This window comes from Acidobacteriota bacterium (genome assembly GCA_028875725.1).
GTDB lineage: Bacteria > Acidobacteriota > Thermoanaerobaculia > Multivoradales > Multivoraceae > Multivorans.
Genome location: JAPPCR010000015.1, coordinates 497,774 through 524,516, shown reverse-complemented (window position 1 = coordinate 524,516; position 26,743 = coordinate 497,774). Strand labels below are relative to the sequence as shown.

Below are 26,743 nucleotides of genomic sequence, written 5' to 3'. Positions count from 1 at the left end.
CACTATCAGCAGAGCGCGGGCCGGCCGTGCCGACTTTCAGAGTCGCAGGCGGAGCGACGCGCGGAACGCACGCGGTTCGGCCGGGCTCAGGAAGCGCGGATCCTCGTAGCCGTCGCCGAGCACCTCGTCAGGTTCGCCAAGGGCGCCGAACGTCGCGTACTCACGGTCCGTCACGTTGGACACCTCGAGATCGAGATCGAGCGAAGGGGTAAGTTCGATGCGGCTCCAAAGGTCGCCACGCCACGCCGAGTCGACCGGCTCCAGCAGATTCGCCTCGTCGCCTCGCAGGTAGCGTGTCGAGTCGCCGAGCAGCCGCGCCCCCAACACCGCCCGGTCGCCGATTCTCAGGTCGGCGCCCGCCCGGAACTGGCGTCGCGGCACGCCGGGCAGGAAGTCGCCCGGCTCGACCTCGATCTCCCCATCCTCGGCCAGGGGATGCGGCGGGCTCGACAGGGTCAGGTGGTCCTGGAAGGTCGCGTCGAGCAGGGTGTAGGAGGCATCCCAGTTCAGCCGGCCGTGGCTGCCGCGCAGCCACAGCTCCAGCCCCTGCCGCCGGGTCGCGTCGACGTTCGTGAAGTAGCCGGCGCTGGTGCCGGCGCCGCTCGAGACGAAGATGATGTCGTCCCGACTGTCGCTGTGGAACAGTGCCGCGCTCCACCGCAGCAAACGGCCGCCTCCGCGCAGACCGAGTTCGGCGCTGGTCGTCACCACCTGGTCGAGCGGCGGGTCGGCGACGAAGGCGTTCGGCAGCCGGCACGGGTCGTCCGGATCGGCGCAGGTGAGCTCGACCGGCGTCGGCACGCGGGACGACTGCGACACGTTGCCGAACAGCAGCTGGGACGACCGTCCCTGCTCGCGCGCCTCCCAGACGAAGCCAACCGAAGGCACGAGGCGGGAGAAGCTGTGATCGCCGTCAAGCGCCGTACCGAGTTGATCGTTGAGCTCGATCCGACTGTCGTTGTAGCGGGTCTGAAGGGTCCAGGTCAGCCGGTCGCCGGCAGTCGTCCAGTGCCGCAGCGCCCACAGGCCGGCATGGCCGGTGTCGGCTCTCAGTCCGACTTCGGAACCGGGAAGCAGCATGCCGCTGCCGATCGTCGTCCTGGTGTCGGTGAGCGAGGCGAGTTCCGTCTCGAAGGCGAAGTCGGCGCGCCCGCCGTCCCACGAGGCGCCGGCGAGCCAGCGGCCCGAACCAGTCAGACCGGAGATCTGGATCGAGGCGCCAAGGCCTTCCTGCTCGGTGCGGCTCTGGTTGTTGACCGCGTCGAACTCGTCGTGGTCATCGTCGTCGTCGTGATCGTGGTCGTCGTCGTGATCGTGGTCATCGTCATCGTCGTCGTCACCCTCGAACGCGTCCGCGTTGTAGGTGGCGACGTCGTTGCCACGAAGGTAGACCTGCGCTTCGAGTTCGAGCCCCGGTCCGATCATCCGGCCGATCCGCAATCGCGGAAAGAACAGCTCGTTCCAGGTCCGGTCCGGATGCGTGAAGACCTCGGCGCGGTCGATCTCCAGCAGTTCCACCGGCGTCACGCCGTTTCCGATCAGGTCGTTCTCCGCGAGGCCAACAGCGAAGTCGATCCGCTCGCGCTCGCCGCGATGCGAGAGCTTCACCAGCGCTTGCCGCAGCGAGCTGGGCGAGAAGTCGCGCCAGCCGTCCTCCTCGAAGGAGCGACCGCCGACGAACCAGCCGTACTCGTCGTCGGCACCGAGTGCGCCGCCGGCGCCGAACTCGCCCGCCCGGCGACCGAAGGAACCGGCCTCGAGCGTCAGGTCGACTCGCTCCGAGTCGAAGCCGCTGCGCGTGTTCAGGGCGAGCGCCCCGCCGAGCGTGTTCAGGCCGAACATCGGGTTCGCGCCCGGCAGGAGTTCCACCTGTTCCGCCGCGAACGTCGGCACCAGATCCCAGGCCACGACATCGCCGAAGACCTCGTTGACGCGCACCCCGTCCTCGTAGACCGAGAGGCCCTGGTTCGCGCCCAGGAGCGGCGACGCCCCGAAGCCCCGGTAAAGCACGTCGGACTGCAGCGCGCTTCCCTGCGCCGGCGCCAGGCTCACGCCGGGCAGTTCCGCCTCGAGCAGAGCGCCGACACCGGACACAGCCGCCAAGTCGAGCGCTTTCGGCGCGACACGATGGACGGTCCACGGCACGTGGTCCGGCGATTCGCCGAGGTGGTCGAGAGGAGCGAGACCGATGACGTCGATCTCTTCGCCGAAGTTACCTTGTGGGGCCGAGCCGTGGGGCGGCTCCCTGTCGGCCTCGGCGGCGCCTTGCTCCGCGGGAAGGACAGGCGTCGCCGCAAGCCACAGAGTGACTAGCAGGCTGAGCCGGCTTCCTCGGTACCGCTGCGCCATAGACGCTCGAGGCTAGCCGACCGATCGGTCCCGGCAGCCAGTTGGCCCGCCGCTAGACTGCCCGCCATGCTTCATCTCCCTGCCCGAGCTTCGATTCCCTCACTCGTTTTGGGTGCCTGTTTGGCAGCCCTGTCGCCGGCCGCCGCCCAGCCGCCCCGCATCAACACCGACGAACTGCCCCGGCTCGAAGCGTTCTCGCACGCGACCCGCGTCGGTGACCTGATCTTCGTGGCCGGGACGCTCGGCACGGTCGGCCAGAGCTTCGACCTGGCGCCCGGCGGCATCGGCCGGCAGACGACGCAGGCGCTCCGGAACATCGAGACGATCCTCGAAGCGGCCGGCTCAGACCTGGCCCACCTGGCGAAGTGCACCGTCTACCTGACCGACATGGCCAACTTCGAGCAGATGAACGTGGCCTGGGTCGCCGTGTTGGGTGGCAGCCCTCCGGCCCGGGCGACGATCGAGTCGCCGACCCTGGCGTTGGGCGCCGCGGTGGAGATCGAGTGCATCGCCCAGCGCCGAAGTCCGGAGCCGAACTAGCGCCAGCGACGGTGGCCCCAGAGGTACTGTTCCGGGTCGCGGCGGATCGCTTCCTCCAGAAGTGAGTTCAGGGTTCGGACGATCGCCTCGACGTCCGCGTTCCGGTCGCCGCTCCTTTGCTGCTCGATCAGCGGCGACAGGCTCAGCTCGAAGGTCATCGGCGCCATTCGACGGCAGACCAGGAAAGTCAGCGGCGTCCGGGCGACCAGGTGCAGCATCGCGGCGGTCGTGTGGGTCTTCGCGGGATGGCCGAAGAAGGGCACGTCGATCCCCCGGCGGGCGTGCTGATCGACCAGCAGGGCCAGGATCTCGCCGTCGCCGAGAAGCTTGAGGAAACGCCCAGGATCCGGGTCGTACTTCGGGATCATCCGAAACGCGCCCCGCTGCCGCCGCTCGAGCGCCAGCTTCTGCACCCTCGGGTTGGTCATCGGCCGGGAGATGCCCGCGACCGGCTTGTAGCGCGACAGCCACTGGCCCGCGATCTCCCAGTTGCCGAAGTGACCGGAGACGACGATCAGACCGCGGTCGGGATCCTCCAGCACCGCCGCCACATCGCCGGGAATGTTCACCCGCAACCCTTCCGGGTCGTCGAGCACGAGCGCCGACTTCATCGACTCGACGAGCACCATACCCATGTGGCGGGAAGCGCCGCGGCCGATCGCCCGCGCCTCGGTGGCGTCATGGGTCACGCCCGCGCGCAGGATGTTCGAGATCGCTACGCGGCGCCGCGGCCGGTCGGCGGTCCACCACAGCGAGCCCAGCGCCGCAGCCCAGCGGGAAGCGGCGACAGGCGGCAGTAGATCAACACCGAACAGCGCCAGCCGCGCCGCCCAGTATTCGAGAAGGTGGAGCACCCGGCCCAGGAGGCTGCGCTCAGGCTCCGTTCTGCTGCAGCAGCGTAATGATCTCGCCGACGGTGCGGGTCTTTACGACCTGCTTCGGATCGAGCGCGATCCCGAACTCCTCCTCCACGTCGTAGAGCACATCGAGGATGGTCAGTGAATCGAAGCCGAGCGACTCGATCGGCGTCTCCGAAGCCACCGCGTCCCAGTCATGCTCTTCGACCGCGCTCTCGCGCAGCACGTCCCGCAACCGGGAGAGAACCTCGGAGGTGCCGTCAGCGTCCATGGGCGGAGGTTATCGCCAATCCGAAAGCGGCACAGGCCCGCCTGGTCTCACGAGCCTCCCGCCGCCGTCTGCACGGCCATGCCCTCGGTGGCGAGCCGGACGCCGCCGGTGACGACCGGTTGATTCACCTCGAGCGTTCCGGTGACGTACACGACGTTGTCGGAACGCTGCAGGACCTGCACCGGCACGATGGTCACTTTGCCGTTCCGTACCGCCCAGACCTCGTCCCCGGTCCTGAGCGCCGAGTCCGGCAGCTTGAAGTACTGCGCTGGAGCGAGACCCTGGAGCTCCACGTCCACGAACTTGCCGACCAGCAGAGGCGGAGCCGTGCCGGAGTCGGGGTCGCCGTCTACCGGTGAGCCGCTCGAGAACGGCTTCGGAACACGAACGATCACGTCGATGGTCCGTGTCTGTTCGTCCAGGGTGACGGCGCCCCGATCCAGGTAGCCGTCCCAGGCGTAGATCCCCTCGCCGTACTCGGCGATGACGCGCGCCGCGATCCGGGTGTCCGCCTCGCCGGCCCGCAGATCCCAGAGGCCGGGTAGCAGGGCGGCGGCGTCATCGGAGAGCGGGACCACGACCTCGACCGAGCCGGACGCGTAGAGCCGGCCCACGCTCTGGCCGGCAGCGACGTACTGCCCGACATCTACCGACTCGGAGCGGACGATGCCGTCGAACGGGGCGCGGATCTCGGTCCGCGCCAGGTTCAACGCCGCTTCCCTCAGGACGGCGCCGTCCCGCTCCAGGGCCCTTCGGGCAGCCTGAAGCTGGGGCTCCCACAGGGCCAGGGGGCTCGGAGTGTCGGAGTTCGCCTCGCTGCCCTGACGCTCTCTGAAGCGCTCGTACTGGGAGCGCGCCACGGCCGACTCCTCCTCCACCTTCAACACCTCGACTCGCTGCAACGCGACGTTGGCTCGCGCCTGCTGCACCCTGTTGCGGTAGTCCGTGTCTTCGATGCGGAACAGCGGTTGTCCCTCGCGCACGCGTCCGCTGCTCTCGAAGGCCGGGTCGACCCAAACGACCTTTCCGCTGACTTCCGCGGTGACGTCGACTTCCGCCCGCGGTTGAACCGTGCCGGCGGCGTGGACCGGGATGGCGCCTTCCCCCGCCTCCACCGGCGCCGTCAGCGCGAAGGGGACCAGCGAAGGAGGAGGCCTGGAGGCAGGCTCGGGCCTCAGCAGCACCATCGAGGCGGCGGCGGCGAGGGCTCCGATCAGGATCAGGCCTCCGATGGCCCAGCCGGTTCGTTGACTCATCTGCGGGGATCTTGCCTTATTCCGCAGCCGCCCTGTACGACGTGGCCGCAGATCAGACGGATGTTATCCACCTGCAGGCGCGCGAAGCTCGTTGGTTCGAGTGCGAAGAGGTTCCGCACGCGGTCGACGTCGACGGGGCGTCCTCCAGGTTGGGCGGGGTTCCGGACGATGTCGTCGATCGGAACGGTGACGGTTGTCCACTCCTCCGGAGTGAGCGTTGCGAACGGCAGTTCGAGGGCGCCAGCATCAAGGGAGCCGCTGTCTAGCCTGACCTTCAGGCTGCTCGCTGTATCCGTGGCGTCGCCGAACACGTACAGGTCGAACTGCAGCTCGCCGGCGAAGCCTCCGGTTTCGGAGGCGCTGCCCACGCCGAAGAGCGTCAGCCGCTCCTCGTCGGCCGGGCGGATCGAGAAACTGCCCTCACCGGATGTAGCGACATCGATCACCATCCCGCGACCGGCGCGTGCGACTTCCGCGACGGCAAGCGCTCCGTTCACGCCATGGACGGCGAGGTCGAGCGTCACGGCGTCCTCCTCTCCTGGCAAGTGGAGCGGTCCCGCGGCGTCCACGTAGAGGTCGTAGACGGTCCGGTAGACATCGGCCGGTGCCGGCGGCATGACCGCGGCGGACGTTCGATCGAGGAGATCGGCGCATCCAACGCCGGTCGAGACGCTGATGCCGCATTGGTACACGCGCACGTAGTCGACCCTGAGTTCGCCCGGCAGTGCGCTGGCCACAGGGTCGCCGGGCAGATTGCCGCCGACGGCAAGGTTCAGGAGCAGGTGGAACGGGCGGTCGAACGGTGCCGAAACGCCGCCGGAGACGTGGGCGTTCGTCTCGGCGTCCCTGTAGTAGTTCCAGTACCTGTCTCGCCGGACCGTATAGAAGTGCTCGCCGTCCACGAACCAGCGGATCTCCTCCTCGTCCCACTCGGCGGCGTAGACGTGGAAGCCGTCCGCGGGATCGACATCCGCGTACCTCTTGTGATCGAAGGTGTTGAGCGGCCAGGCCATCCCGTAGTGGAGCGCGGCCTGGGCGAACGGGGCCGGATCGCGGGAGAACACCTCCAGGATGTCGATCTCGCCGCCGGCGGCCCAGCCGCCGTACGCGGAGTCGGTGGGCAGCATCCAGAAGGCGGACCAGAGGCCCTGGCCGCCGGGGGCCTGGATTCGCGCCTCGAAGCGGCCATGGGTCTTGTCCAGCTTGCCGGCGGTGTTGATGCGCCCGGAGGTGTACGCATGACCGTCTCCGGCGTCCTCCTCGCGGGCCGTGATGACGAGGACGCCGTCCGACACGGAGATGTTGGCGGCCCGGTAGCTCTGCAGCTCGTTGTTGCCCCAGCCGGGTATGCCTTCGGCCGTGCCGTCGCCTGTCTGGATGTTCCACCTGGAAGCGTCCAGGGCCGTGCCGTCGAACTCGTCTGACCAGACGAGTTCCCAGCCCTCGCCATCCCCGCCGGACTGGGCGTCGCCGCAGCCGACGAGGAGTAGCGAAACCAGCAGCACGCACTCGATCGCCAGGTACCGCATGGCCCGGCGCCTGGTCGTCACTCCGGCTGCGCGCTTGCCGTTCGGACCTCCATCCCGTCGGTGCCGACCTGGATCCCGCCGACGATGGCGGCATCGCCCGGCTGGAGAGCGCCGGTGACGTACACCTCGTCGTCGGCACGCTGCAGGACCGTGACCGGCAGAATCGTCACCCTGTTGTCGCGCACTACCCAGACTTCGTTGCCGGGTCTGAGGGCCGGCCGCCTGATCCTGAACCAGGCGTCCGGCGCGATCCCCTCGAGTTCCACGTCGACGAACTTGCCGACCAGCAGCGGTGGTCCGCCGGCGTCCGGGTCCGTGCCGCTGCCGTAGGGCTTCGGAACGCGCACGATCACGTCGAGGGTGCGGGTCTGCTCGTCCAGCGCGCCTTCGACCCGGTCCACGTATCCGTCCCAATCGGAACGCCGGCCACCGTAGTCCGCCACGACTTGAACCGCCACGTCCCGGTTGCCGTCGCCGGCCCGCAGATCCCACAGGCCGGGAATGAGCGCCGCTTCCCGGTCGGAGAGCGGGACGACGACTTCGACGGCGTCGGACGCATAGAGCCGCGCCACTCCCCGGCCCGCCGCGACGAATTGCCCCACGTCGACGGACTCGGTCCGCACGACGCCGGAGAAGGGCGCCTTGACCGCCGTTCGCGCGAGGTTCAGTTCGGTCTCGGCAAGGGTGGCTGCGTCCCTGGCCAGGGCGGCTTCGGCGGCTTCGAGTTGAGGCTGCCAGAGCGCGAGCGGACTCGCTTGGGAAGCCTCTCCGCTTTCGGCCTGGCGTTCCTTGAACTGTTCGTACTGCTTGCGCGCGACCTGGGCTTCTTCCTTCGCCTTGAGGACTTCGACCCTCTGGAGCGCGACGTTGGCTCGCGCCTTTTCCACTTCGCGCCGGTAGTCGACATCGTCGATGCGGAAGAGCACCTGCCCATCGCGCACCCGACCGCCGCTCTGGAACGCCGGGTCGACCCAGACCACCTTGCCGCTCACCTCGGCGGCGATGTCGATCTCCGCCCGCGGCCGCACCGTCCCGGCCCCGAAGACGGGGATCGCGCCCTCGCCGGCCTGCGCCGGGGCGGTGATCGCGAAGGGAACCTGCGAGGGTGGAGGTACGCGTTCCGGTTCTGGCCGCTGGGAAACCATGAACACGGCGAGACCCGTGGCCCCGACCAGTATCGCGCCGGCAACGAGAAAACCGGTTAGTCGACTCATTTGCCGGTCCTACTCCGTCTGTGGCGGCGGTTGTGGCGGCGCCTGGGCTGCCGGTACTTCGTTCGCCGAATCCGCTGGCGTCCAGGCGCCTCCCAGGGCGCGGTGGACGGTCAACCGGGAGAGCGCGAGATCGCGTTCGGCGCCGGCCAGGGCGGACTCGACGTTCAGGCGGGTCAGCAGCGCGTCAAGGAAGTCGGCGTAGCCTCCGATGCCCGCCTCGTATCTCTGGGAACGGAGCTTCTCCGTCGCCCGGGCCTCTTCCAGGCGGGAGGCGAGCAAGGCGTGGCGACGGCCCTCGTTCCCGTGCACGGCCAGAGCCGTTTCGACCTCGTTGACGGCGGTCACGACGGTGCGGCCGTAGGTCGCCGCGAACTCCCCGAACCGGGCCTCCGCCAGGGCCACGTTGCTGCGCAGCCGCCCGCCCTGAAGGACCGGCGCGAGCAGGTTGGATGCCAGGTTGGTGAACCACTGGTCCACCTTGAACAGGCTGTCGACCTTGGAACTCTGGAGCCCGATCGAGCCGGAGAACGAGAGGGTCGGAAGGAGCTCGGCGCGCCGGGCGTCAACCTGGAAGCGGGCCGCTTCGAGCCGGTGTCTTGCCGCCCTTACGTCCGGCCTCTGCATGAGGAGGTCGGCCGGGATCCCCGGCGGAACGGGATCGGCCGTGGTTTCTGGCGCCGGCACTTCGGGCAGCAGTTCGGCCAGATTGTCCCGGTAGCCGCCCAGGAGGACGGCGAGACGCCCCTCCGCGTTCGCCAGCCCGTTCTCGAGCTGGGGTTGGATGGCCTGCGTGTTCCGCAACTCCTGGCGGATGCCGTAGAGAACCGAGGAATCGGCGAGACCTCGGTCGTAGCGGGTGGAGGCGACGTCCTCGCGCTCCTGGAGGACTTCGACCATCTTTCGGTTGATAGCGATTCGCCGCCGAAGGTCGACGATCTCGAAGTAGGCGCCGATCGTCTCGGCGAGGACTCCGATTCTCGCGGTCTGGTAGTCGGACTCCGAGGCGAGGTACTCGGCGCCGGCGGCGAGGGCGGAGCTGTTGGCGCGTCCCCAGAAGTCCATCTCGTAGGAGAAGTCGGCGCTCAGGGACCAGGTCGTGATCGCGAGCCGTTCCGGCAGGGTGAAACCGGGGGCGAGCCGTTCCAGCCCGAGTTCCTGAATCTGGGCGCCGAAGCCCGTGTTGGTGGGGTTCGTCAGGTCGTTGATCCCCGCGCCGCCCTGGACGACCGGCCGGATCGCGGCCCTGGCGATCCGCGCTCGTTCCCTGGCCTGCTCCACGCGGGCGACCGCGGCGGCCATGTCCAGATTCGAATCGAGCACCGAGTCGACGATTCGGTCGAGCGCCGGATCGGCAAACGCCTTCCACCACTGCAGCGGCTCATGGGCGTCGGCGGTGACGGCCGCGGGAGTTTCCTCGAAGCTTGCCGGCATCTCCGGCGCCGGACCGGGCAGTTCCGGCGGTGGCGCCAGCGAGCAACCGAGGACCAGAAGCGCTGCACCAACTGGCGAGAGCGGGGCGGCCTTCCTGGAGTTCATCGACACTGGCTCCGCAGTCCTCTAGCACCGCTCTCGGGAACAAGCGCGACGATACCACGCGGGCGCCCAAGACTGCCGCCGCTCTGGCCTGCGCCACCCGCTCGTTGTGCTTCCGCTACCACTCCTCGGAATCCTCGTCGTGAACCGAAGTCGGCAGGGCGAAGGAGGGGCCGAACTCGTCGAGCGCCGACACGTCGAGCATGGCCGTGAACTTGGTCCTCATGAGTCGCGATCCCCATCCGGGTCTGATCTGCTGTAGCGCCCGTTCCAACCGGTTCTTCAGTCGCAGCAGCGGCAGGTCCTTGATCTTCTTCGGCGGCGGATAGTTCAGTTTGTCGGCCAGGTCGTTGCCGATCAGGCTCCTGGAAACCGAGTAGATGTACTTGGCCTTGGCGCGCCGCTCCTCGGTCTCGGTGAATCCGAGCAGAAGCGGGGCGCTGTTGACGATGCTGTTCGCCATGATGATCGCGTCGAGGTCCGGCGCCGGTTCGCACTGCGCGGCCGTGTCGAAGGCGCGGAGGCTGCTTTGCATGTCATGGAACATGATCTGTTCCGGCACTCCCATGACGATGCCGGTGTAGCGCCATACGTGAACGTAGGCGTCGCGTTCTTCGGCGCTGAAGTCGCCGCCCAACGCTTGTACGTGCCTCATCAGCCGCCCGGAGAAGGCGGCCGATGCCAGCAGGAGATGAGCAGCGCTGATTGGGACGCCGTGGGTTGGAGAGTTCCATTCCGCCAGGTCCTTGAGCAGCATTCTCGACTGCGCGTGCACGAGGCGAATCCGCAGCGTCAGCCTCCAGCCGTCACCGCCAGGCTCCATCCCGCCCGGGAGAAACTGCTCGACGAGCTGGATCAGGTTCTGTTTGAGCCGGCGAACTCCGTTCCCCATGATCCTTCCTCGGATGCGGAAGGACTTGCTGATCAGTGTGGAGAAGCCCTCCACGATGGCGGCTCCCACGAGACCAGCCAGGACCATCTCCGAGTTGCGAAGAAACGCCTTGGTTGCCGCGAGGGCCACTTCCGCGTCGTACCAGTTCGGGAGTACGGAAACCTGCTCCACGAGCTCGTGGAGGGAGTGGGGAGCTTTCTCCGGCAGGTCGCCGGGGTTCTGGATCGCCGCAGCCAGTATTGCGGCCGCCTGCGCCGGTTCGAAGTCCCTGGCCAGGTCCTCGACGACCCGGTCCGCCGGAGGATCCCCGATCGTCGTGTGCACGATGTACGTGTCCGCCGTTTCGGCGTCGCGCGCACGAGCCTCGCGGTAGCCGTCGCGATAGCTTGACGGGATCGCCTCATCGGCGGGCATCGCGGTCATGTGCCGCGCCGACTGACGGTTACGGTGACCGGTCCCTTGACGCCAATCCCGTTGCTGAACTGCCTCGGTGGGGCGCTTGAAGCCGGTTCGAGGCGCAGGCGCTGAGCGAAGCCGGCATGCGCGAACACGAACATCCTCTCCGCAAACCCACCGAACGGGCAGCTCCGGTCCCCGACACCGAACGGGATGTAGCCGTGCTCGGGGCATCCGCGGCCTGTGGGTGCTGGATCGTCCAGCCAGCGCTCCGGTCGAAAGTCGTCCGGGCGGTCCCAGTAGTCCGCTCTGCGGTGCAGCACGCGCGCCCCGACGTTCGTGACGGTCCCCTTCGGCACCAGGTGACCGCCGACGACGCGATCCTCTCCCGGGCGCACCGGTAGCAGAACGTAGGCCGGCGGTGCGAGTCGAACCGTCTCCTGGAAGACGGCGCGAGCGTAGGAGAGCTTCTCGAAGTCCGCGACCTGGACCGGACGGTCTCCCAGGACGTCGTCCACCTCCTGCTCCAGGCGGCTGCGCACTTCGGGCACCCGGGCGAGGAAGTGGACGCCGTAGGTCATCGCGGCGGCTGGCGCGTCCGGGTAACCGCAGAGGAAGGCGAGAGCCTCGTCGCGGATCTCCTTGTCGGTGAGGTGAGCCGCGCCTTCGACGCCCTGCTCGCGCGCCTGGACGTAGTGAGCGACCATGTTGTCGCCGGGGTGGGCGGGATCCTGCGCCCGCCGGATGGCCTCGTGGATCACGTCGTCCATCGCCTTGAGCCAGCGGCGGATCGGAATGTAGAACGGCGAGTACTGCTTGGTGAGCACCGATGCTCCCGGGAAGAGAGCCAGGAACAGGTCTACCTTCACGGCCTTCAGCACGTTCATCTGGACGGACGTCGGAACGGCCAGTTCTTTTCCGACGACCGCGTCGAGAAGCGTTCTCGAGGTGAAGAGATCGAACTCCCTCTTGATATCGATTGTGCTTCCCGGCCGACACTTCTTGCGCATGGCCAAAGCGCCCTCCCTGATGATGCCGGAGTAGCCGCGCATGCGTTCCTCGTCCAGCCCGGCCAGCATCAGTGAGCGCCGCTGATCGTGCTCACGATCGAGGAGAGTGGCCAGGCAACTCTCGAGCATCGGGCCGGTGGGGAACCACTTCAGAAAGTGGGGCTCCTGGACGTCCTGGACGAGCTCGGCGTCGAACACGGCGCAGCACTTGAGGAACGGGAGTTGGTAGAAGACGATGTCGCCGTACTCCCGGTGGAGGTCGTCCATGAACCCGGGATAGTCGGATTGCCTTCGAAACAGATTGCCGAGTCGGCGGCCCCTCGGGCCTGGTGGAAGGCTGGGCGACGCGGGGTTGGGTGATGTCATCGTTGTCCCTTTCTCCGGAGGGTACCTAGACGCTGACTGCGTCGGATCTCGCACGCCCCGTCGTGGCGCTGTAGTGCAAGGAAGTCAAGGCAGGCACGACGAGCATCAGAATGCCCGTGGCGAAAACAATGCCAAAGCCGATGGAGGCGGCGAACGGAATGAGGAATTGCGCCTGGATGGACCGTTCGAGCAGGAGCGGTGTGAAGGCCAGGAAAGTTGTCGCCGACGTCAGGAAGATCGGACGGAAACGGGCCTTTGCGCCTTCGATGATGGCTTCCCTGACGGGAACTCCATCTCGTAGTTTCTTGTTGATGAAGTCAACCATGACAAGAGAATCGTTCACGACTACGCCGTTGAGTCCGAGGATTCCCATCATGGAGACGATGCTCAGACCAATACCGATGATCAGGTGGCCGAGGATGGCTCCGATGATTCCGAAAGGAATGACGGCCATGATGATCAGGGGCTTCGTGTACGAACCGAGGGGAATCGCAAGTAACGCATAGATCACCAGCAGGGCCAGGAGGAACCCGCGTCCCAGGGTGTCGGTGGATTCGACCTGCTGCTGTTGCTCGCCCGCGAACGAGTACGTCAGTCCGGGGTTGGCCTCGGCGAGTTCCGGGAGGATGGCGTTCGTCAGGGCTGCCGTGACCTCGGCGCCTGTGGTCGCGCTCGTGTCCACGTCGGCCGTGACCGTCACGGTGCGCTGTCCGTTCTTCCGCCGGATCGATGCGGGCGCGACTCCCAGGTTCACCGTGGCGACCTGGCTCAAAGGAACCGTGACGCCGGCCGGCGTGCGGACCATGTAGCGCTCGACGTCGGTCGCCGTGTTTCGCTCCTCCTTTGGCAGGCGCACGTAGACGCGGACATCTTCCGGACCCCGCTGGAGACGGAGCGCCTCATCGCCGAAGAACGCCGCCCGAACCTGCCGGGCGAGCCCGGCCAGAGTGAGGTCGAGCGTGCGCGCCTCGGGTCGCAGTTCGATCCGGATCTCCTGGAAGCCGGCCGAGTGGTCCGACTGGATGTCGAAGACTCCGTTCACCTCCCGGAGCCGATCGGACCGAGGCGCCCAGAATCCGGGTGCGAGAGCTCGACATGGACGGGGAGGCCCAGGTTGAGCAGCTCGGCGGTGAACCGGACGCCCTGGGCCTCCGGCACGGCGCCGGCCTCCGCCCGCCATTGCTGCAGGAAGGCGCCCGCGCTGATGTCTCGGTGCTGGGCCCCGAGCAGTTTGAACTCTACGCTCGCGATGTTGCCGCCCGGTGTCAGACTCGGTTCCTGAACCAGTCCGCCTCCCCGCTCCAGTCCGGTCTTCATGCCGACCGCCAGCGTGACGGCGCTCAGCAGGGGTTCCGCTTCCCCGGAGCGACCGATCGAGAGCCGGTCGATGGCTCGGCGGCCGGCTTCCTCGAGTTCCCTTGCGATCTCGGTCGTGCGCCACGCGGGCGTTCCCGCCGGCATCTCGAGGTTGGCCGTCACGATGTCGCCCTCGACGGGTTCGGAGAGGATCACGTCGATGATCCCCGCCGGAACCAGCGATACGCACAGGATCACCATGCCGACGGCGCAGGCGAGCACCACCACGGGCTGACCGGTGGCCAGGCGAAGACCCCGGTCCAGCGGGCCGTCGAGGAACCACCTGAACCCGTCGTTGACCCGGGTCTGCGTCCAGTGCAGGAAGCGATCCAGGGGGTTGGAAGGTGTCCACTCCGGCCCCGGCAGATGGGACAGGTGGTTCGGGAGCACCAGAAGCGACTCGATCAGCGAAAGGAGGAGTACGGAAATCACGATGATGGGGAACGCGCCCATCACCTCGCCGAAACCGCCGGGAAGGAAGAGCAGCGGAGAGAACGCCGCGACCGACGTGAGGACCGCGAAGATCAGGGGCCGTTTGATCTTCTGGGCGCCCCTGATGGCGGCGGCGAGTCCGTCGGCGCCCTTCTGACGCTCCAGGTGCACATGCTCGGCGACGACGATCGCGTCGTCCACCATGATGCCGATGGCCAGGACGAAGGCGAACATCGAGATGGCGTTGATGGAAACGTCCAGGACGAGCATCACGGCCAGGGCGCCCGTCGCCGCGATGGCGATCCCGGAAGCGACCCAGAGGGCGAGCCGGAGGTTCAGGAACAGGGTCAGGGCGACGAAGACGAGCAGCAACCCCAGGAAACCGTTCTTGACCAGGACGTAGACCTGTTCACCGTAGATCTCCGCGTCGTTGTTCCAGATGGCGACTTCCACGCCGGCGGGAAGTGAAGAGACGATCTCTCGCTCGACCTGCTCGACGACCGCGTCCGCGACGTCCAGGACCTTCTCGCCGGCTGCCCGGTACACCTCGACGAAGGCGGCGGGCTGCCCGTTGTAGCGCGTGATCAGATCAACGTCCTGAAAGCCGTCCCGCACGTCCGCGATGTCGCGCAGACGAACGACGGTCCCGTCGCTCTTGCTGAGAACGACGATCTCCTCGAAGTCGTACTCGTCGTAGCTCTGGCCCGTCGTACGGACCCGCATTTCCGCGTCCGCCGTCTCGATGCTGCCGGCTGCCAGGTCGAGCGAGCCGTCGCGAACCGCGTGGGCGACGTCGTCGAGCGTCAGGCCGAGAGCTTGCAGCCTGGCCAGAGGCACTTCGATCGAGATCTCATAGTCGCGCACGCCGCGGGTTTCCACGTAGGAGACGTCGGGAAGCGCGGCGAGCTTCTCCTCGGTGCGGTACGCCAGTTCCTTGAGAGTGCGTTCGGGGACGTCACCGTGCAGGACCAGCCGGATCACGCTCTGACGGTTGGCTCGCTCGCGAATCTCGGGGCGCTCGGCTCGTCCGGGAAAGGACTGAATGCTGCCGACCACCGACTCGATGTCATTCAGCGCACGGTTGATATCCGCGCCCGTCTCCAGGACGGCCATGACGGATGCCATGCCCTCGGCCGCGACAGAGGTCACGTCCTTCACGCCGTCGACGGTCCCGACCCGTTCCTCGATCTTGAGAACGATCGACTCCTCCACCTCGTACGGTGTCGCGCCGGGATAGGGCACGGTGATTTCGATGTGGTTGGAAGAGGGTACGGGGTACATCTCCTGTACGAGGCCGGGAATCGAGGCCAGCCCTGCAGCCAGGATGAAGACCATCAGGAGGTTGGCCGCCACCCCGTTTCGCGCCATGTAGGCGACGGAATCGCGCGGGTACGCGTCGTCGTTCCTCACGCGACCGGGTCAGGCCCCTGCCGATTGGGGCTAGAATCAGAAGCGTCATGAAGCCCACAGAATCGAGCTTGACGATCAACGCGTCCCTGGGAACCGTGTTTCGCGCCGTTTCCGATCTGGATCACTTTTCCAAAGCTGTGCCTCAAATCGATCGCATCGAAGTCCTGTCGGACACGGCGGCCGGCGTTGGAACGCGTTTCCGTGAGACGCGGCTCGTGGGAGGAAGGGAGACGGCATCCGAACTCGAGGTGGCCGAACTCGTGGAGAACGAAAAGGTCCGCTACGTGTCGGACACCTTCGGCACCCGCTGGAACAGCACGTTCACGGTCGCGCGGGTCGGCGAGCGGACCCGGCTCACGATGACGATCGAGGGTCGGCCGCACACGCTGCTGTCCAGGTTGGCCGCGCCCCTGATGAGACTCCTCACAGCCAAGGGCGTTGCCGCCGACATGAAGGGCATCAAGGCATACGCGGAGGGCGTGGAGGGGGGCTGGGCCTGACATGACACTCGGTCTTTGGCGTGCTTGCCCTGTGAAGGCCAACGGCTGCACTTTTACAACAGAGTGGCACTCGGTTGCACCTACCATTCGGTAGATCAAAGTACGAACGATCAAAGAGAATCAGGGGCGGAGATCACCAAGATGAAGGCGGTTGGGCACCTGCCAGTTTTGGGGTTCTAGGCGGCTCCTACTAGACTCGTGATTCCTGCCATGGCCGACCTCGAAGATCTTCTGGTCAAGACGAGCAGAACATTCGCGCTTTCCATTCCCCAGCTCGAGGGCGCGACGCGGGATCAGGTGACCCTGGGCTACCTGCTGCTGCGGATTGCCGACACGCTCGAGGACGCGGCAGTCTGGAGCCGGGAGCAGCGGGTCGGGGCGCTGTTCCGGTTCGCCGACCTGCTGGACGACACGGCAGGCGCCACGACGGGAGAACTGGTTACGTCCTGGCTCGCCGAGCCACCCTCGCCTCACGAGGGCTACCTGGAGCTACTCGAGGCGACGGATGAGGTGCTTTCGGCGTATCGCGCTCTTGATCCGCCTGCCCGCTCGGTGGTCGGTCATCACGTTCGCCGGACCTGCGTGGGTATGGCGCACATCGTGCGGCGCGCCGACCGGGGCGGCGAGCTCCGCCTCAAGGGCATCCCCGAGCTTCGGGACTACTGCTACGTCGTTGCCGGCATCGTCGGCGAGATGCTGACCGAGCTGTTCCTGCTTGGCGCACCGCTGGAAGAAGTGGCCGAAGCGCTTCGGCGTCGCGCGGCGGCGTTCGGCGAGGCGCTGCAACTCGTGAACATCCTCAAGGATGCGGCGGCTGACGAGGATGAGGGCAGGTCGTTCATTCGAGACGGCTGCGACCGGAAGCTGGCCTTTGGCCTGGCCCGCGCGGACCTCGAAGTGGCCGGCGAGTACGTGGCTCACCTGCAGCAGGCCGGCGCGCCCCGCGGCTACCTGGGGTTCACCGCGCTTCCCGTTCGCCTTGCCTGGGCTACGCTGGACCGAGTCGAGGAGCGGGGCCCGGGATCCAAGCTGACCCGTCCCGAAGTGGCCGAACTCGTCGCGGCCCTGCACGCCGACCTGGACGCCGGCCAGCCGGCGGCCCGCGCCGCTTCGCGCTGAGCTACCAGTCGCGCGAATCCTCGTCGTGGAGGGTGGTCGGCAGCGCGTACGAGTGCTCGATCTCGCCGAGATCCGAGGCGTCCAGCAACGCGTCGAACCGCTTTCTCAACCGGTTCGCGAACAGTCGGGGGAACACCTTCAGGGCCGCCTTCTCCGCTCTGTTCCTCAGGAACAGCAGGGGTACCTGCTTGACGAACCTCGACTTCGGGAATCTGAAGGAGTCCGCCAGGTCGTTGCCGATGAGTTCCCGCGATACCTGGTAGATGAACGCCGCCCACTCGCGCCGTTCCTTCGTTTCCGTGAAACCGAGCAGGATGGGCGCGCTGTTGACGATGCTGTTCGCCATGATGATCGCGTCGTCGTCCGGGGGCGGCTCGCAGGTCGCCGCGGTCTCGAAGACACGGCACGCCGAGGCGTGGTCGTGGAACATGATCCCCTCGGGTATTCCCATCACGAGGCCCGTGTATCTCCACACGTGGACGTAGGCATCCTTCTCCTCCCGGCTGAAGTCACCACCCAAGCGCGCGACGTGGTCCATCAGTCGGCCTGAGAAGGCGGCCGCGCCCAGCAGCATGTGCGCCGCGCTGAGCGGCATGCCGTGCTCCGGCGCGTCCCATTCGTCCGACTGCTTGAGCAACATCCTCGCCTGGGCATGTACCAGGCGGATGCGCAGGCTCAGCTTCCAGGCGTCGCCGCCGGGCTCCAGACCGCCCGGCATGAACTGCTCGGTCAACTGCAGGGTGTTCTGCTTGAGCCGGCGGACGCCGTTCAGGATGATCCGGCTGCGGATGCGGAACGATTTGCTGATCAGGGTGGAGAAGCCCTCGACGATCGCGCCGCCCACGAGTCCTCCAAGGACCATGTCCGAGTTGCGGAGGAAGGCTCTCGTGGCCTTCATGGCGATCTCGGGATCGAACCAGTCAGGGACGATGGCCGATGACTCGATGAGTTCGCGGAGCGCCTCGGGCGTGTCCTCCGGTGGATCGTGGTAGTGGTCGACCGTCCTGGCGATCGTGCGGTGAACGTGGTGCGGCTCCACGATCGCCGCCAGTTGTTCGACCGCCCGGTCGGCCAGCGGGTCGCCCAGGGTCGTGTAGCGGATGTAGCGCTCTGCCAGATCCGGATCCTGCGCCCGGGCCGCTTGGTAGCCGTCGACGTAGCAGGCGGGAATGTCGAAGGCTTGTTGATCGAGAGGTTGGCGCATCTCCCAATTGGGAGAATAGTCGGCCCGGCGAACGAGTGGAAGGGGCCGTCTTTTGCCGCCTCCCTATACTCCCACCGATGGATCCGAAGCGCGACCCGGCGGAGATGGACCGCCGCGATCCGCTGGCGCCTTTCCGCGAACTGTTCGACCTTCCGGAAGGTCTGATCTACCTCGGTGGACACTCCCTTGGACCTCCGCCACGGACGATGCGGGACCGCGCCGAGGCGCTGATCGGCCGGGAGTGGGGAACTGACCTGGTCGCGGCCTGGAACCGGAGCGACTGGCTGGAGTTGCCCGAACGGATCGGGGCGCGCATCGCACCGCTGGTCGGCGCCGGCGCCGATGAGGTGATCGCGGCCGATTCCGTTTCGCTCAACCTGTTCAAGCTGCTCGGGGCGCTGATGCAGAAGGCGCGGGGCCGCGGAGTCGTGCTTGCCGACAAGGGCAACTTCCCGACCGATCTCTACATGGCGCAGGGCCTTGCGCGCCTTCTGGAGGGATCCGGGGCGACGCTTCGCCTGACGGCGCCCGACGACTTCGAGTCGGCCCTGGGATCCGACGTGGCCGTGGCGACCGTTTCGCACGTGGACTTTCGCACCGGGCGGCGACGCGACCTGCGGGCGCTGACCGCCGCGGCGCGCGCGAACGGCGTACCGCTGGTCTGGGACCTCAGCCACAGCGTGGGCGCCGTCGCCATGCGGCTCAACGACGCTGGCGTCGAGTACGCGGTCGGCTGTGGCTACAAGTACCTGAACGGCGGTCCGGGCGCGCCGGGGTTCCTCTACGTGGCGCGTGAGTTTCAGGACTCCCTCGAGTCGCCCCTCACCGGCTGGATGGGGCATGCCAGTCCGTTCGACTTCGAGACGCAGTACCGGCCCGCGCCGGGAACGCGCCGATTCCTGACCGGAACCCCTCCCATCCTGTCGCTCGCGGCTCTGGAGGACGGCTTGCGGACCTTCGAGGGCGTGGAGATGGCGGACTTGCGTGGCAAGAGCGAGGCGCTGGGCGACCTGTTCCTCCGGCTCGCCGCCGAGCGTCTCGCGGAGTTCGACGTCACTCCGGCGAGTCCCGCCGACGCCGGCCAACGAGGCGCTCAGGTTTCACTGTGCCACCCGGAGGGCGACGCGCTGGTCCAGGCGTTGAATGCCCGGGGCGTGGTCGGCGACTTCCGCGGCCCGGACCTGATGCGGTTCGGCCTGGCGCCGCTGTACGTGCGCTACATGGACGTGTGGAGAGCGGTCGAAGCGCTCCACCTCATTCTGGCGAACGGAGAGCACCGTGACGATCGCTTCCGGCGGCGCAGGCGGGTGCCCTGATCTTCCCGAGAGCCTCCGGCGTTTCAACGGAGTGCGACCAGCGATCTGTGGTACGGTGTTGCAACTAGTACCCAACCGAACCCGACCCGAGGAGACCCGATCCATGAAGCAGGCGCTCGCTTTGCTGATGATCCTCGCGCTCGCCGCTCCGCTCGCGGCGGCGAACAACAACAACGACGCTCCGACAGCCACGCCGACCTACTACGGCGCCGTGCAGTCGATCCTGGAGCAGGAGTGCCAGGTCTGTCACCGCCCGAACGGCGCGAACCTGGGCGGCATGGTGGCGCCGATGGCGTTCACCAGCTACCAGGAGACGCGGCCCTGGGCGCGCTCGATCGCCCGCCAGGTCGAATCCGGCCTGATGCCGCCCTGGCATGCGGATTCACAGCATGCGGGCACGTTTGAAAACGAGCGCTCGCTTTCGGACGAGCAGAAGGCCACACTGATGGCCTGGGCCAAGGGCGGAGCTCCGATGGGCAACGTTGCCGATGCACCGCCGGCCAAGGTGTGGGAACGCAGCGACGGCTGGACGATCGGCGAGCCGGACCTGGTCATGGACATGGGCCAGGACTTCTTCGTCGAGGATGACGTCCGCGACCAGTACGTCAACTTCGAGACCGTGATCACGGAGGAGATGCTGCCCGAGCCGCGCTGGATCAAGGCGGTCGAGTTCCGTCCGGGCGGCCCGGTCGTGCATCACATCATCGCGCGTCCGTTCGGGGGCATCGCTCCGGGCAACGACCCGACGGTTCACCATGACGGCTTCGGCACCCTGGTCAAGCCGGGAACGACGATCCGCTGGAACATGCACTACCACAAGGAGCCCGGGCCGGGTACCGGCACCTGGGATCGTTCCTCGGTGGCGCTCCGCTTCTATCCCAAGGACTACAAGCCGGACCACGTGATGCAGAGCAAGTCGATGGGCAAGTTCGACTTCGAGATTCCGCCCGGCGAGTCGAACTACGTCGCCAAGACGACGACGAAGTTCGAGCGCGACGCGCTGCTGCTCGGCTACACGCCGCACATGCACCTGAGGGGCAAGTCGGCCCACTACCTGGCGAAGTACCCGGACGGCACCGAAGAGGTACTGCTTGACGTGCCCAGGTACGACTTCAACTGGCAGACGCATTACAAGTACCCGGCGGGCGGCAAGAAGATCCCGGCTGGGACCGAGATCGAACTGACGATGGCCTGGGACAACTCGGCGGACAACCCGTCGAATCCCGATCCGACCGCGACCGTCGTCTACGGCGGCCCGACCACGGCCGAGATGATGTTCGGCTTCGTCTCCTACGCCGATGCCGAGGCGGGGTACAACCCGTCGAACACCGGCTTCCTGAATCAGCAGCGGTTCAACCGGGAGGACTTCAGGAAGCTGATCAAGGAGCGTTTCGACGTCGACTGGGACTCGCTGAGCGAGGAGGAGCAGGGCAAGCTGTTCCGCCAGCTTCGCCAGCAGCAGCGTCGGAACGCGGACAGCGACGGGAGCGAGGGCACGGTCAGCGGCCGCTGATCCTTCGCAAACGCCCTCGCTTGGGCGAGAATGGGACCCCGTCCCGGTCGAGACGCTTCGGCCGCGACGGGGTTTCGCCGTCATGACCTTGACCGTCCATGTGTTCGGGCTGCTCAGCGTGCTTGGCGCTGCCGTGTTCGGCGCCGCGGGAGTCCCGCGAGGCGCTGTACCGGGACGCAGGATCTGGTTCTTCCCCGCGGCCGGGTTCCTTGTCACCTGGCCGGTCGCATCCGGGATCGGCGGCGCCGACCCGATGGCCGTCGGCGTGACTGCCGTGGCCATCGCCCTGGCTGCCCTGCTCGGACGCCCGCCGCTCTACGTCGCCTCCTTCGCCTCTGGCGCGGCGGCGGCTCTGTGGGGCCGCTACCTGGAGGTCCTGGGCTTGCCGGTCTGGATCACGGTGCCGGTGGCCGCCGCGATGCCGGCGGTGGCGGTCTGGTTGAGCGCGGTCAGACCGGTGTTCGCGCCGCCTCGGCTCCGCGAGGAGGGACTCCTACTTGTCCTGGCGCTTGGGCTGGCGGTCGCGTTCCTGCCTGAGCTCGTCGTCGGCTGGCAGTCGGCGGCGGCGCTCAACACCGGGTCGCTGCGGGATCCCTCGACCGTCGCGCAGCCTGCGGCCTGGGCACTGGTTGCCGCCGCCGCGGCGGCCGTCGCCGGCGGCTTCGTCGCGGCGCGGCGGAGAAGAGCGCCGGCCGTGGTCGGACGGAGGCGCCGGTGAATCTCCTCGGAACGCTAGAGAACGGCCTGTTCGCACTGAGTCAGGTGCTCAGGTTGCCGGTCATCGTTCTTCTCTGGGTCTGCGTCCTCTCCGCGTTCTTCCTGGCCGGCGGCTGCGTGGCCGAGTACCTCACCAGGCGGCGCGAGCGCCGCGGCTTCGACCTCGACCGCTGGCTCGACCAGGGTCCGGTGCTCTCCGCCGACACGGCGCGGCTGGAGCAGCTCCCGGCGACTCTCCTCAGCCTGGTAGGCGCGGTGACCGGGCGGCTCGGCGATCCGGGTTTCCGCCACGGCGGCCTGGAGCGGGTCTTGCTCGAGCACGAGGCGACCGTCGAGCGGCGCCTGAACGGCTCGCGGCTGCTGGTGCGGGTGGGCCCGAGCCTGGGACTGCTCGGTACCCTGATCCCGATGGGCGCGGCCCTCGCATCGCTGACCGCCGGCGACCTGGAGGCGATGGCCAGCCAGATGGTGGTCGCCTTCACGACTACGGTCATCGGCCTCGCCACCGGCACGGCCGCCTTCGCCGTGCTCGTGGCGCGTCGCGGCTGGGTCGCCGAGACGACGCTGGAACTGCGGTTTCTGGCGGAACGGATGAACGCCGAACTCGGCGCAGTGGAAGAATGAGCCCGCGATGGCCCGGTTTCTGAAGCTCCCGCCTCCGAACGCGCCGATCGAAGAGGACGATCCGCTCGCGGGCGTGGTCAACATCTTCGACGTTTCGGTCGTCTTCATCGTCGGGCTGATGATCGCGCTGTTTTCGGTCTACCGGATCGGCGATCTGATCGACCCGAACAGTGAGGTCACGCTGGTCAAGACGAACGAGGACGGTTTGCGCGAGATCATCGTCAAGCGCGGCACGGAGATCGAGGCCTACGAACTGACGGGCGAGACGCTGGGCGGGGACGGAGAGCGCCTCGGCACTGCCTACCGCCTGGCGGACGGTCAGATCGTCTATGTGCCTGACTAGGCGATCGATTCGGCGCCGTGCCGCGGGCATTCTGATTGGCGCGGCCTTTCTGGCTGTGCCGCTGGCGGCGCAGCAGCGACTGTCGGACGTTCGCCTCTCGTACCTCTGCGCCGACACCAACCTGCCCGCGATCGCGGCGGCGTGGAAGGACCTTCTTGCCGAGCACCCTGATCTGCGCGGCCGGGTGGAACTCACCCTGCTCACCGAATCGCTGTTCGACGAGGTCGATCCCCAGTCCTTCGTCGACGCGGACGCGCTCGTGCTGAGCGTGCACGACCAGCACACGATCGAGCGGTTCGACGCGACCCACGGCATCGACCTGATCGGCCAGGCGGTGCGGCGCGGAACCGTGTTCGGGGTCGGCGAGGGACTCCTGGGGCGCGACCACTACGAGCCGCTCGGCGTGACCTGGGACCAGCGGGCCCGCGCGTACTGGGAGTACTCCGGTTTCGCCAACCAGCTCGGACTGCTCGAGTACGTCCTCTCGGTGGCCGGCGTCGACGGTCTGGCGCCCGGCGAACCGCAGCCGAACCTGGAGGCGGGGTACTACTACCCGGGCGAGCCCCGCGGCCGGGTCTTCGAGACCTGGCAGGAGTTCGACGACTGGAGAGCCCGCGCCGGCGGCAAGCGGCCGGACGCGCCGCGCATCGCGGTGGGCTTCTACGGCGCCGACTTCGACTCGGGGAACACCGGCCTGGTCGACGCCGTGGTTGCCGAGATCGAGCGACAGGGCGCCGAGGCGGTGCCCGTGTTCGGCTATCCGGCCGGTCTCACGTTCGAGGCACTCCTGCTCGACGACAGCGGCGAACCAAGGGTCGACGTCGCCATGGCCTTCCTGTTCCGGTTCGCGGGCCCCGACGCCGGATCGTCGCTGGCGAAGCTCGACGTTCCGGTACTCAGCCTGATCTCCCTCTACGGTCGCGGCGAGCAGGAGTGGCGCGAGTCGGAGATGGGGCTGTCTCTGTTCGAGGGAACGTTCCAGGTCGTGTCGCCGGAACTCGCGGGCCTCGTGGCGCCCACCGTGGTCGGCAGCCAGGAGCGGATCGCCGATCCGGACACCGGGCTCACGATCGTCGCCCGCCGGCCGATCCCGTCCCGGGTGGCGATGGCCGTGCGCCGTGCGCTGCGCTACGCGGCCCTGGCCGCGACGCCGAACGCCGGGAAGAGGCTGGCGTTGCTGTACTACAACTATCCGCCCGGCAAGGCCGACATCGGCGCCAGCTACCTTAACGTCGCCGAGTCGCTGGCGAACGTCCTGGAGCGGCTGCGCGACGAGGGCTACGACCTTGGCGGCGGCGAGATCGACCTCTCCGCCGATGCGCTGCTGGCGAAGATGCTCGACGGCGCCCGGAACGTGGGGAGCTACGCGCCGGGAGAGCTCGACCGGATGCTCGACGGCGGCGATGTCGTCCGTATCGGCATGGACGCGTACCGCGGCTGGCTGGACGCAATCGCTCCGGAACTCCGGGCGAAGATGGTGGCGGACTGGGGGCCGCCGGAGGTGGCGGAAGTCATGGCTGCCGGACCGCGTATCCGCGGCGTCGAGCGGGAACTCGTGGTGCCCGTCATTCGCTTCGGCAACGTCGCCTTGCTGCCGCAGCCTGCGCGGGGTTGGGGCGAGGACCTGACCCAGCTCTACCACGCCGACGATCTGGCGCCGCACCACCAGTACGCGGCCGCCTACTTGTGGCTGCGCGAACCGGAGGACGGCGGCGGCTTCGGCGCCGACGCTGTCGTTCACGTCGGCACGCACGGCACGCTGGAGTGGCTCGACGGCAAGGCGATGGGCCTGAGCGCCGCCGACGCCCCGGACGCCCTGCTGGGGGACCTGCCCGATCTCTACATCTACAACGTCGACGTCGTGGGCGAGGGCCTGGTCGCGCGCCGGCGCGGCATGGCGACCGTGGTCGATCACATGGTGCCGCCCTTCGTCCAGAGCCGGCTGCTGCCGGAGTTGGCCGCCCTGGGCGAAGTGGTGGACGACTACCACCAGAACGTCCACAAGAACGAGACCCTGGCCGAAGCGTACGCGGACCAGATCCGCGAGCGTTCCGAGGCGCTCGGCATCCTCAAGGACCTGCAGCTCGAGTTGGGCGACTCAGGCGTGATCGAGCACGAGGCGCTCCACGAGATCGAGGACTACATGACCGATCTGCGGTCCGAGCACATTCCCTACGGGCTCCACGCCTTCGGGCGGCTGCCTGAGCCGGAAATGCGACGGAGCACCGTGGAGGCCGTGGTCGCGGTCGATCGCAGCCTGCTGCCGGACGCCGCGTCCGTGCTCGCCGCGGACATGGAGCAACGGATCGTCGAGTCCGCGCCGCGCGAGCTGGACAACCTGGTGCGGGGCCTCGGCGGCGCTTACGTGCCGCCTGGCGGCGGCGGCGAGCCGATCCGCAAGCCGGACGCGTACCCCACCGGCAAGAACCTCTACGGCATCGATCCGGACAAGGTGCCCAAGCCGGCGGCCTGGGACCTCGGCGTCAAGCTGGCGGACGAGATGTTGGCGAGTCACGTCGAAGAGCACGGGCGCTATCCCGAGAAGGTCTCGTTCGTGATCTGGGGCGCCGAGACCCTCCGGCACGAGGGGGTCATCGAATCCCAGGTCTTTCACCTGCTCGGGACGCGGCCGGTCTGGAATGTCCGCGGCGACGTCGTCGACGTCGAGGTGATTCCGTCGCGCCGGCTCGGCCGGCCGCGAGTCGACATCGTCATATCGTCCGCGGCCGAAGGCATGTTCAGCAACGTGACCCGCCTGATCGACCAGGCGGTGCAGCGGGTCAAGGCGCTCGACGAGGCGGAGAACTACGTACGGCGTCACTACCTGGCGACCAGGGCCGCCCTGGTCGAGCGCGGCTACAGCGAGGAGGAAGCGGATCGCCGGGCCGGCGTCCGCATCTTCGACGAGCCGCCCGGGAGGTTCAACCTGAACACGTCGCGGATCGCGGCGGCGAGCGGAAGCTGGGACTCGGATGTCGCGCTGGCCGACGAGTACATCTCGAAGATGGGGCACGGCTACGGCAACGGCTTCTGGGGCGAGCCGATGGAGGACGTGTTCCGGCTCACGCTGTCGGGAGTCGAGAAGGTGGTCCACAGCAGTTCGACCATGCTCTACGGCGCCCTCGACAACGACGACTTCTTCATGTACGCGGGCGGCCTGGCGGCGGCGGTGCGGAGCATCGACGGAGAGAGCCCGGAGCTCGTCGTCACGAATACCCGCGACCCGGGCAGCCCCGAGATGACGGGGATCGACCGGTTTCTCGGCGCGGAGTTCCGATCCCGCTATGTCAACCCGACCTGGATCGAGGGCATGCAGAAGGAGGGCTACGCCGGGGCTGGCGAGATGCGGGCCTTCGTTGAGTACCTCTGGGGCTGGGACGCGGTGGTTACCGAGACCGTCGACGACCGGATGTGGCAGGAGTCCTTCGAGGTCTACGTCGAGGACAGGCATGAACTCGGAATGAGGGAGTTCTTCGAGGAGAACTCGCCGTTCGCCTACCAGGACATCGCCGGCCGCATGGTCGAGACGATTCGCAAGGGCTACTGGGAAGCCGGCGAGGAGACCCTGCGCCGGCTCCTGACCGAGTACGCCGGCAGCGTCGCCGAACACGGCGCGGCCTGCTCGGGTCATACCTGCGCCAATCCGCGGCTGCTGCGCTACGTGATCGAGCAGGGCGCGGTCCTGAACGTCCCGGCACCCCTGCTGCAGGCCTTCCGCGCCGCGATGGAGTCGGTGATCGCCATGGACATCGAGCGCGCGGCGGTCGAGGCCGATGCCTTCGCGGAAGCCAACGAACAGCGGATGGAGGCCGAGCGGGAGCAACTCGAGTCAGCGCCGCCGCTTCCGGTCGAGGGCTACCGGATGGAGGTGACGGAGAGCGAGTCTTCGGAGGCGCCGCGGACCGGGGCCCGGACCGAGCGGTGGTGGGGCGGTGTCGCCGCCGGCCTGCCGGTGCTGGCGCTGCTGCTCCTGTGGTGGCTGCGGCGGCGGTAGCT

General features: G+C 67.8%; 21 protein-coding genes. 9 read left to right on the top strand and 12 right to left on the bottom strand.

Annotated elements, in window-relative coordinates; translation table 11 throughout:
• Positions 1-36: 36 nt before the first annotated feature.
• Positions 37-2,349 (bottom strand): TonB-dependent receptor, encoded by a 2,313-nt coding sequence (locus OXI49_13670; GenBank protein MDE2691561.1) that lies wholly within the window; start codon positions 2,347-2,349, stop codon positions 37-39.
• A 120-nt stretch (positions 2,350-2,469) separates the two neighbouring features.
• Between OXI49_13670 and OXI49_13665 the strand changes: the two genes are divergently transcribed.
• Positions 2,470-2,889 carry a RidA family protein gene (locus tag OXI49_13665; protein ID MDE2691560.1) on the top strand — a complete coding sequence of 140 codons (420 nt, stop codon included), beginning with the start codon at positions 2,470-2,472 and terminating at the stop codon, positions 2,887-2,889.
• On the opposite strand, the gene OXI49_13660 is transcribed toward OXI49_13665, so the two are convergent.
• The 10 genes from OXI49_13660 to OXI49_13615 form a co-directional block, all read right to left on the bottom strand.
• Complete coding sequence (locus OXI49_13660; protein ID MDE2691559.1) at positions 2,886-3,743, bottom strand: hypothetical protein; 858 nt, start codon at positions 3,741-3,743, stop codon at positions 2,886-2,888. The two genes, OXI49_13665 and OXI49_13660, sit on opposite strands and share 4 nt — an antisense overlap.
• Positions 3,744-3,762: 19 nt before the next feature.
• Positions 3,763-4,017, bottom strand: coding sequence for an acyl carrier protein (locus OXI49_13655; GenBank protein MDE2691558.1), 255 nt, complete (start codon positions 4,015-4,017; stop codon positions 3,763-3,765).
• A gap of 47 nt (positions 4,018-4,064) precedes the next feature.
• Positions 4,065-5,273, bottom strand: coding sequence for an efflux RND transporter periplasmic adaptor subunit (locus OXI49_13650; protein ID MDE2691557.1), 1,209 nt, complete (start codon positions 5,271-5,273; stop codon positions 4,065-4,067).
• Positions 5,270-6,802, bottom strand: coding sequence for a glycoside hydrolase family 16 protein (locus tag OXI49_13645; protein ID MDE2691556.1), 1,533 nt, complete (start codon positions 6,800-6,802; stop codon positions 5,270-5,272). The genes OXI49_13650 and OXI49_13645 overlap by 4 nt, the downstream gene beginning before the upstream one ends.
• A gap of 17 nt (positions 6,803-6,819) precedes the next feature.
• Positions 6,820-8,016, bottom strand: a complete 1,197-nt coding sequence (locus OXI49_13640; protein ID MDE2691555.1) for an efflux RND transporter periplasmic adaptor subunit — start codon at positions 8,014-8,016, stop codon at positions 6,820-6,822.
• Positions 8,017-8,025: 9 nt separating this feature from the next.
• A complete protein-coding gene (locus OXI49_13635) occupies positions 8,026-9,552 on the bottom strand; it encodes a TolC family protein (protein MDE2691554.1) in 1,527 nt (508 codons plus the stop codon).
• 115 nt (positions 9,553-9,667) lie between these two features.
• Positions 9,668-10,864 (bottom strand): oxygenase MpaB family protein, encoded by a 1,197-nt coding sequence (locus OXI49_13630; GenBank protein ID MDE2691553.1) that lies wholly within the window; start codon positions 10,862-10,864, stop codon positions 9,668-9,670.
• Complete coding sequence (locus OXI49_13625; protein MDE2691552.1) at positions 10,861-12,213, bottom strand: cytochrome P450; 1,353 nt, start codon at positions 12,211-12,213, stop codon at positions 10,861-10,863. The genes OXI49_13630 and OXI49_13625 overlap by 4 nt, the downstream gene beginning before the upstream one ends.
• 25 nt (positions 12,214-12,238) lie before the next feature.
• Positions 12,239-13,255, bottom strand: a complete 1,017-nt coding sequence (locus OXI49_13620) for an efflux RND transporter permease subunit (protein ID MDE2691551.1) — start codon at positions 13,253-13,255, stop codon at positions 12,239-12,241.
• The gene (locus OXI49_13615) at positions 13,252-15,411 is read right to left on the bottom strand and encodes an efflux RND transporter permease subunit (GenBank protein MDE2691550.1); all 2,160 of its coding nucleotides are present in this window, start codon (positions 15,409-15,411) and stop codon (positions 13,252-13,254) included. The genes OXI49_13620 and OXI49_13615 overlap by 4 nt, the downstream gene beginning before the upstream one ends.
• Positions 15,412-15,458: 47 nt before the next feature.
• Between OXI49_13615 and OXI49_13610 the strand changes: the two genes are divergently transcribed.
• The gene (locus OXI49_13610) at positions 15,459-15,911 is read left to right on the top strand and encodes an SRPBCC family protein (GenBank protein ID MDE2691549.1); all 453 of its coding nucleotides are present in this window, start codon (positions 15,459-15,461) and stop codon (positions 15,909-15,911) included.
• A gap of 210 nt (positions 15,912-16,121) precedes the next feature.
• The gene (locus OXI49_13605) at positions 16,122-17,030 is read left to right on the top strand and encodes a squalene/phytoene synthase family protein (protein MDE2691548.1); all 909 of its coding nucleotides are present in this window, start codon (positions 16,122-16,124) and stop codon (positions 17,028-17,030) included.
• A gap of 1 nt (position 17,031) precedes the next feature.
• Here the strand turns inward: OXI49_13605 and OXI49_13600 are convergent, their stop codons facing one another.
• A complete protein-coding gene (locus OXI49_13600) occupies positions 17,032-18,234 on the bottom strand; it encodes an oxygenase MpaB family protein (GenBank protein MDE2691547.1) in 1,203 nt (400 codons plus the stop codon).
• Positions 18,235-18,311: 77 nt separating this feature from the next.
• On the opposite strand from OXI49_13600, the gene kynU reads away from it, so the two are divergent.
• The 6 genes from kynU to OXI49_13570 all read left to right on the top strand — a co-directional run bounded on the left by kynU (position 18,312) and on the right by OXI49_13570 (position 26,741).
• The gene (gene kynU, locus OXI49_13595; GenBank protein MDE2691546.1) at positions 18,312-19,550 is read left to right on the top strand and encodes a kynureninase; all 1,239 of its coding nucleotides are present in this window, start codon (positions 18,312-18,314) and stop codon (positions 19,548-19,550) included.
• 103 nt (positions 19,551-19,653) lie between these two features.
• Complete coding sequence (locus OXI49_13590) at positions 19,654-21,063, top strand: hypothetical protein (protein ID MDE2691545.1); 1,410 nt, start codon at positions 19,654-19,656, stop codon at positions 21,061-21,063.
• Between the two features lie 82 nt (positions 21,064-21,145).
• The gene (locus tag OXI49_13585) at positions 21,146-21,781 is read left to right on the top strand and encodes a hypothetical protein (GenBank protein MDE2691544.1); all 636 of its coding nucleotides are present in this window, start codon (positions 21,146-21,148) and stop codon (positions 21,779-21,781) included.
• Positions 21,778-22,404, top strand: a complete 627-nt coding sequence (locus OXI49_13580) for a MotA/TolQ/ExbB proton channel family protein (GenBank protein MDE2691543.1) — start codon at positions 21,778-21,780, stop codon at positions 22,402-22,404. Before OXI49_13585 ends, OXI49_13580 begins: the two co-directional genes overlap by 4 nt.
• Before the next feature lie 7 nt (positions 22,405-22,411).
• Positions 22,412-22,747 (top strand): DUF2149 domain-containing protein, encoded by a 336-nt coding sequence (locus tag OXI49_13575; protein MDE2691542.1) that lies wholly within the window; start codon positions 22,412-22,414, stop codon positions 22,745-22,747.
• The gene (locus OXI49_13570; GenBank protein MDE2691541.1) at positions 22,734-26,741 is read left to right on the top strand and encodes a cobaltochelatase subunit CobN; all 4,008 of its coding nucleotides are present in this window, start codon (positions 22,734-22,736) and stop codon (positions 26,739-26,741) included. Before OXI49_13575 ends, OXI49_13570 begins: the two co-directional genes overlap by 14 nt.
• The last annotated feature ends 2 nt before the right edge of the window (positions 26,742-26,743 follow it).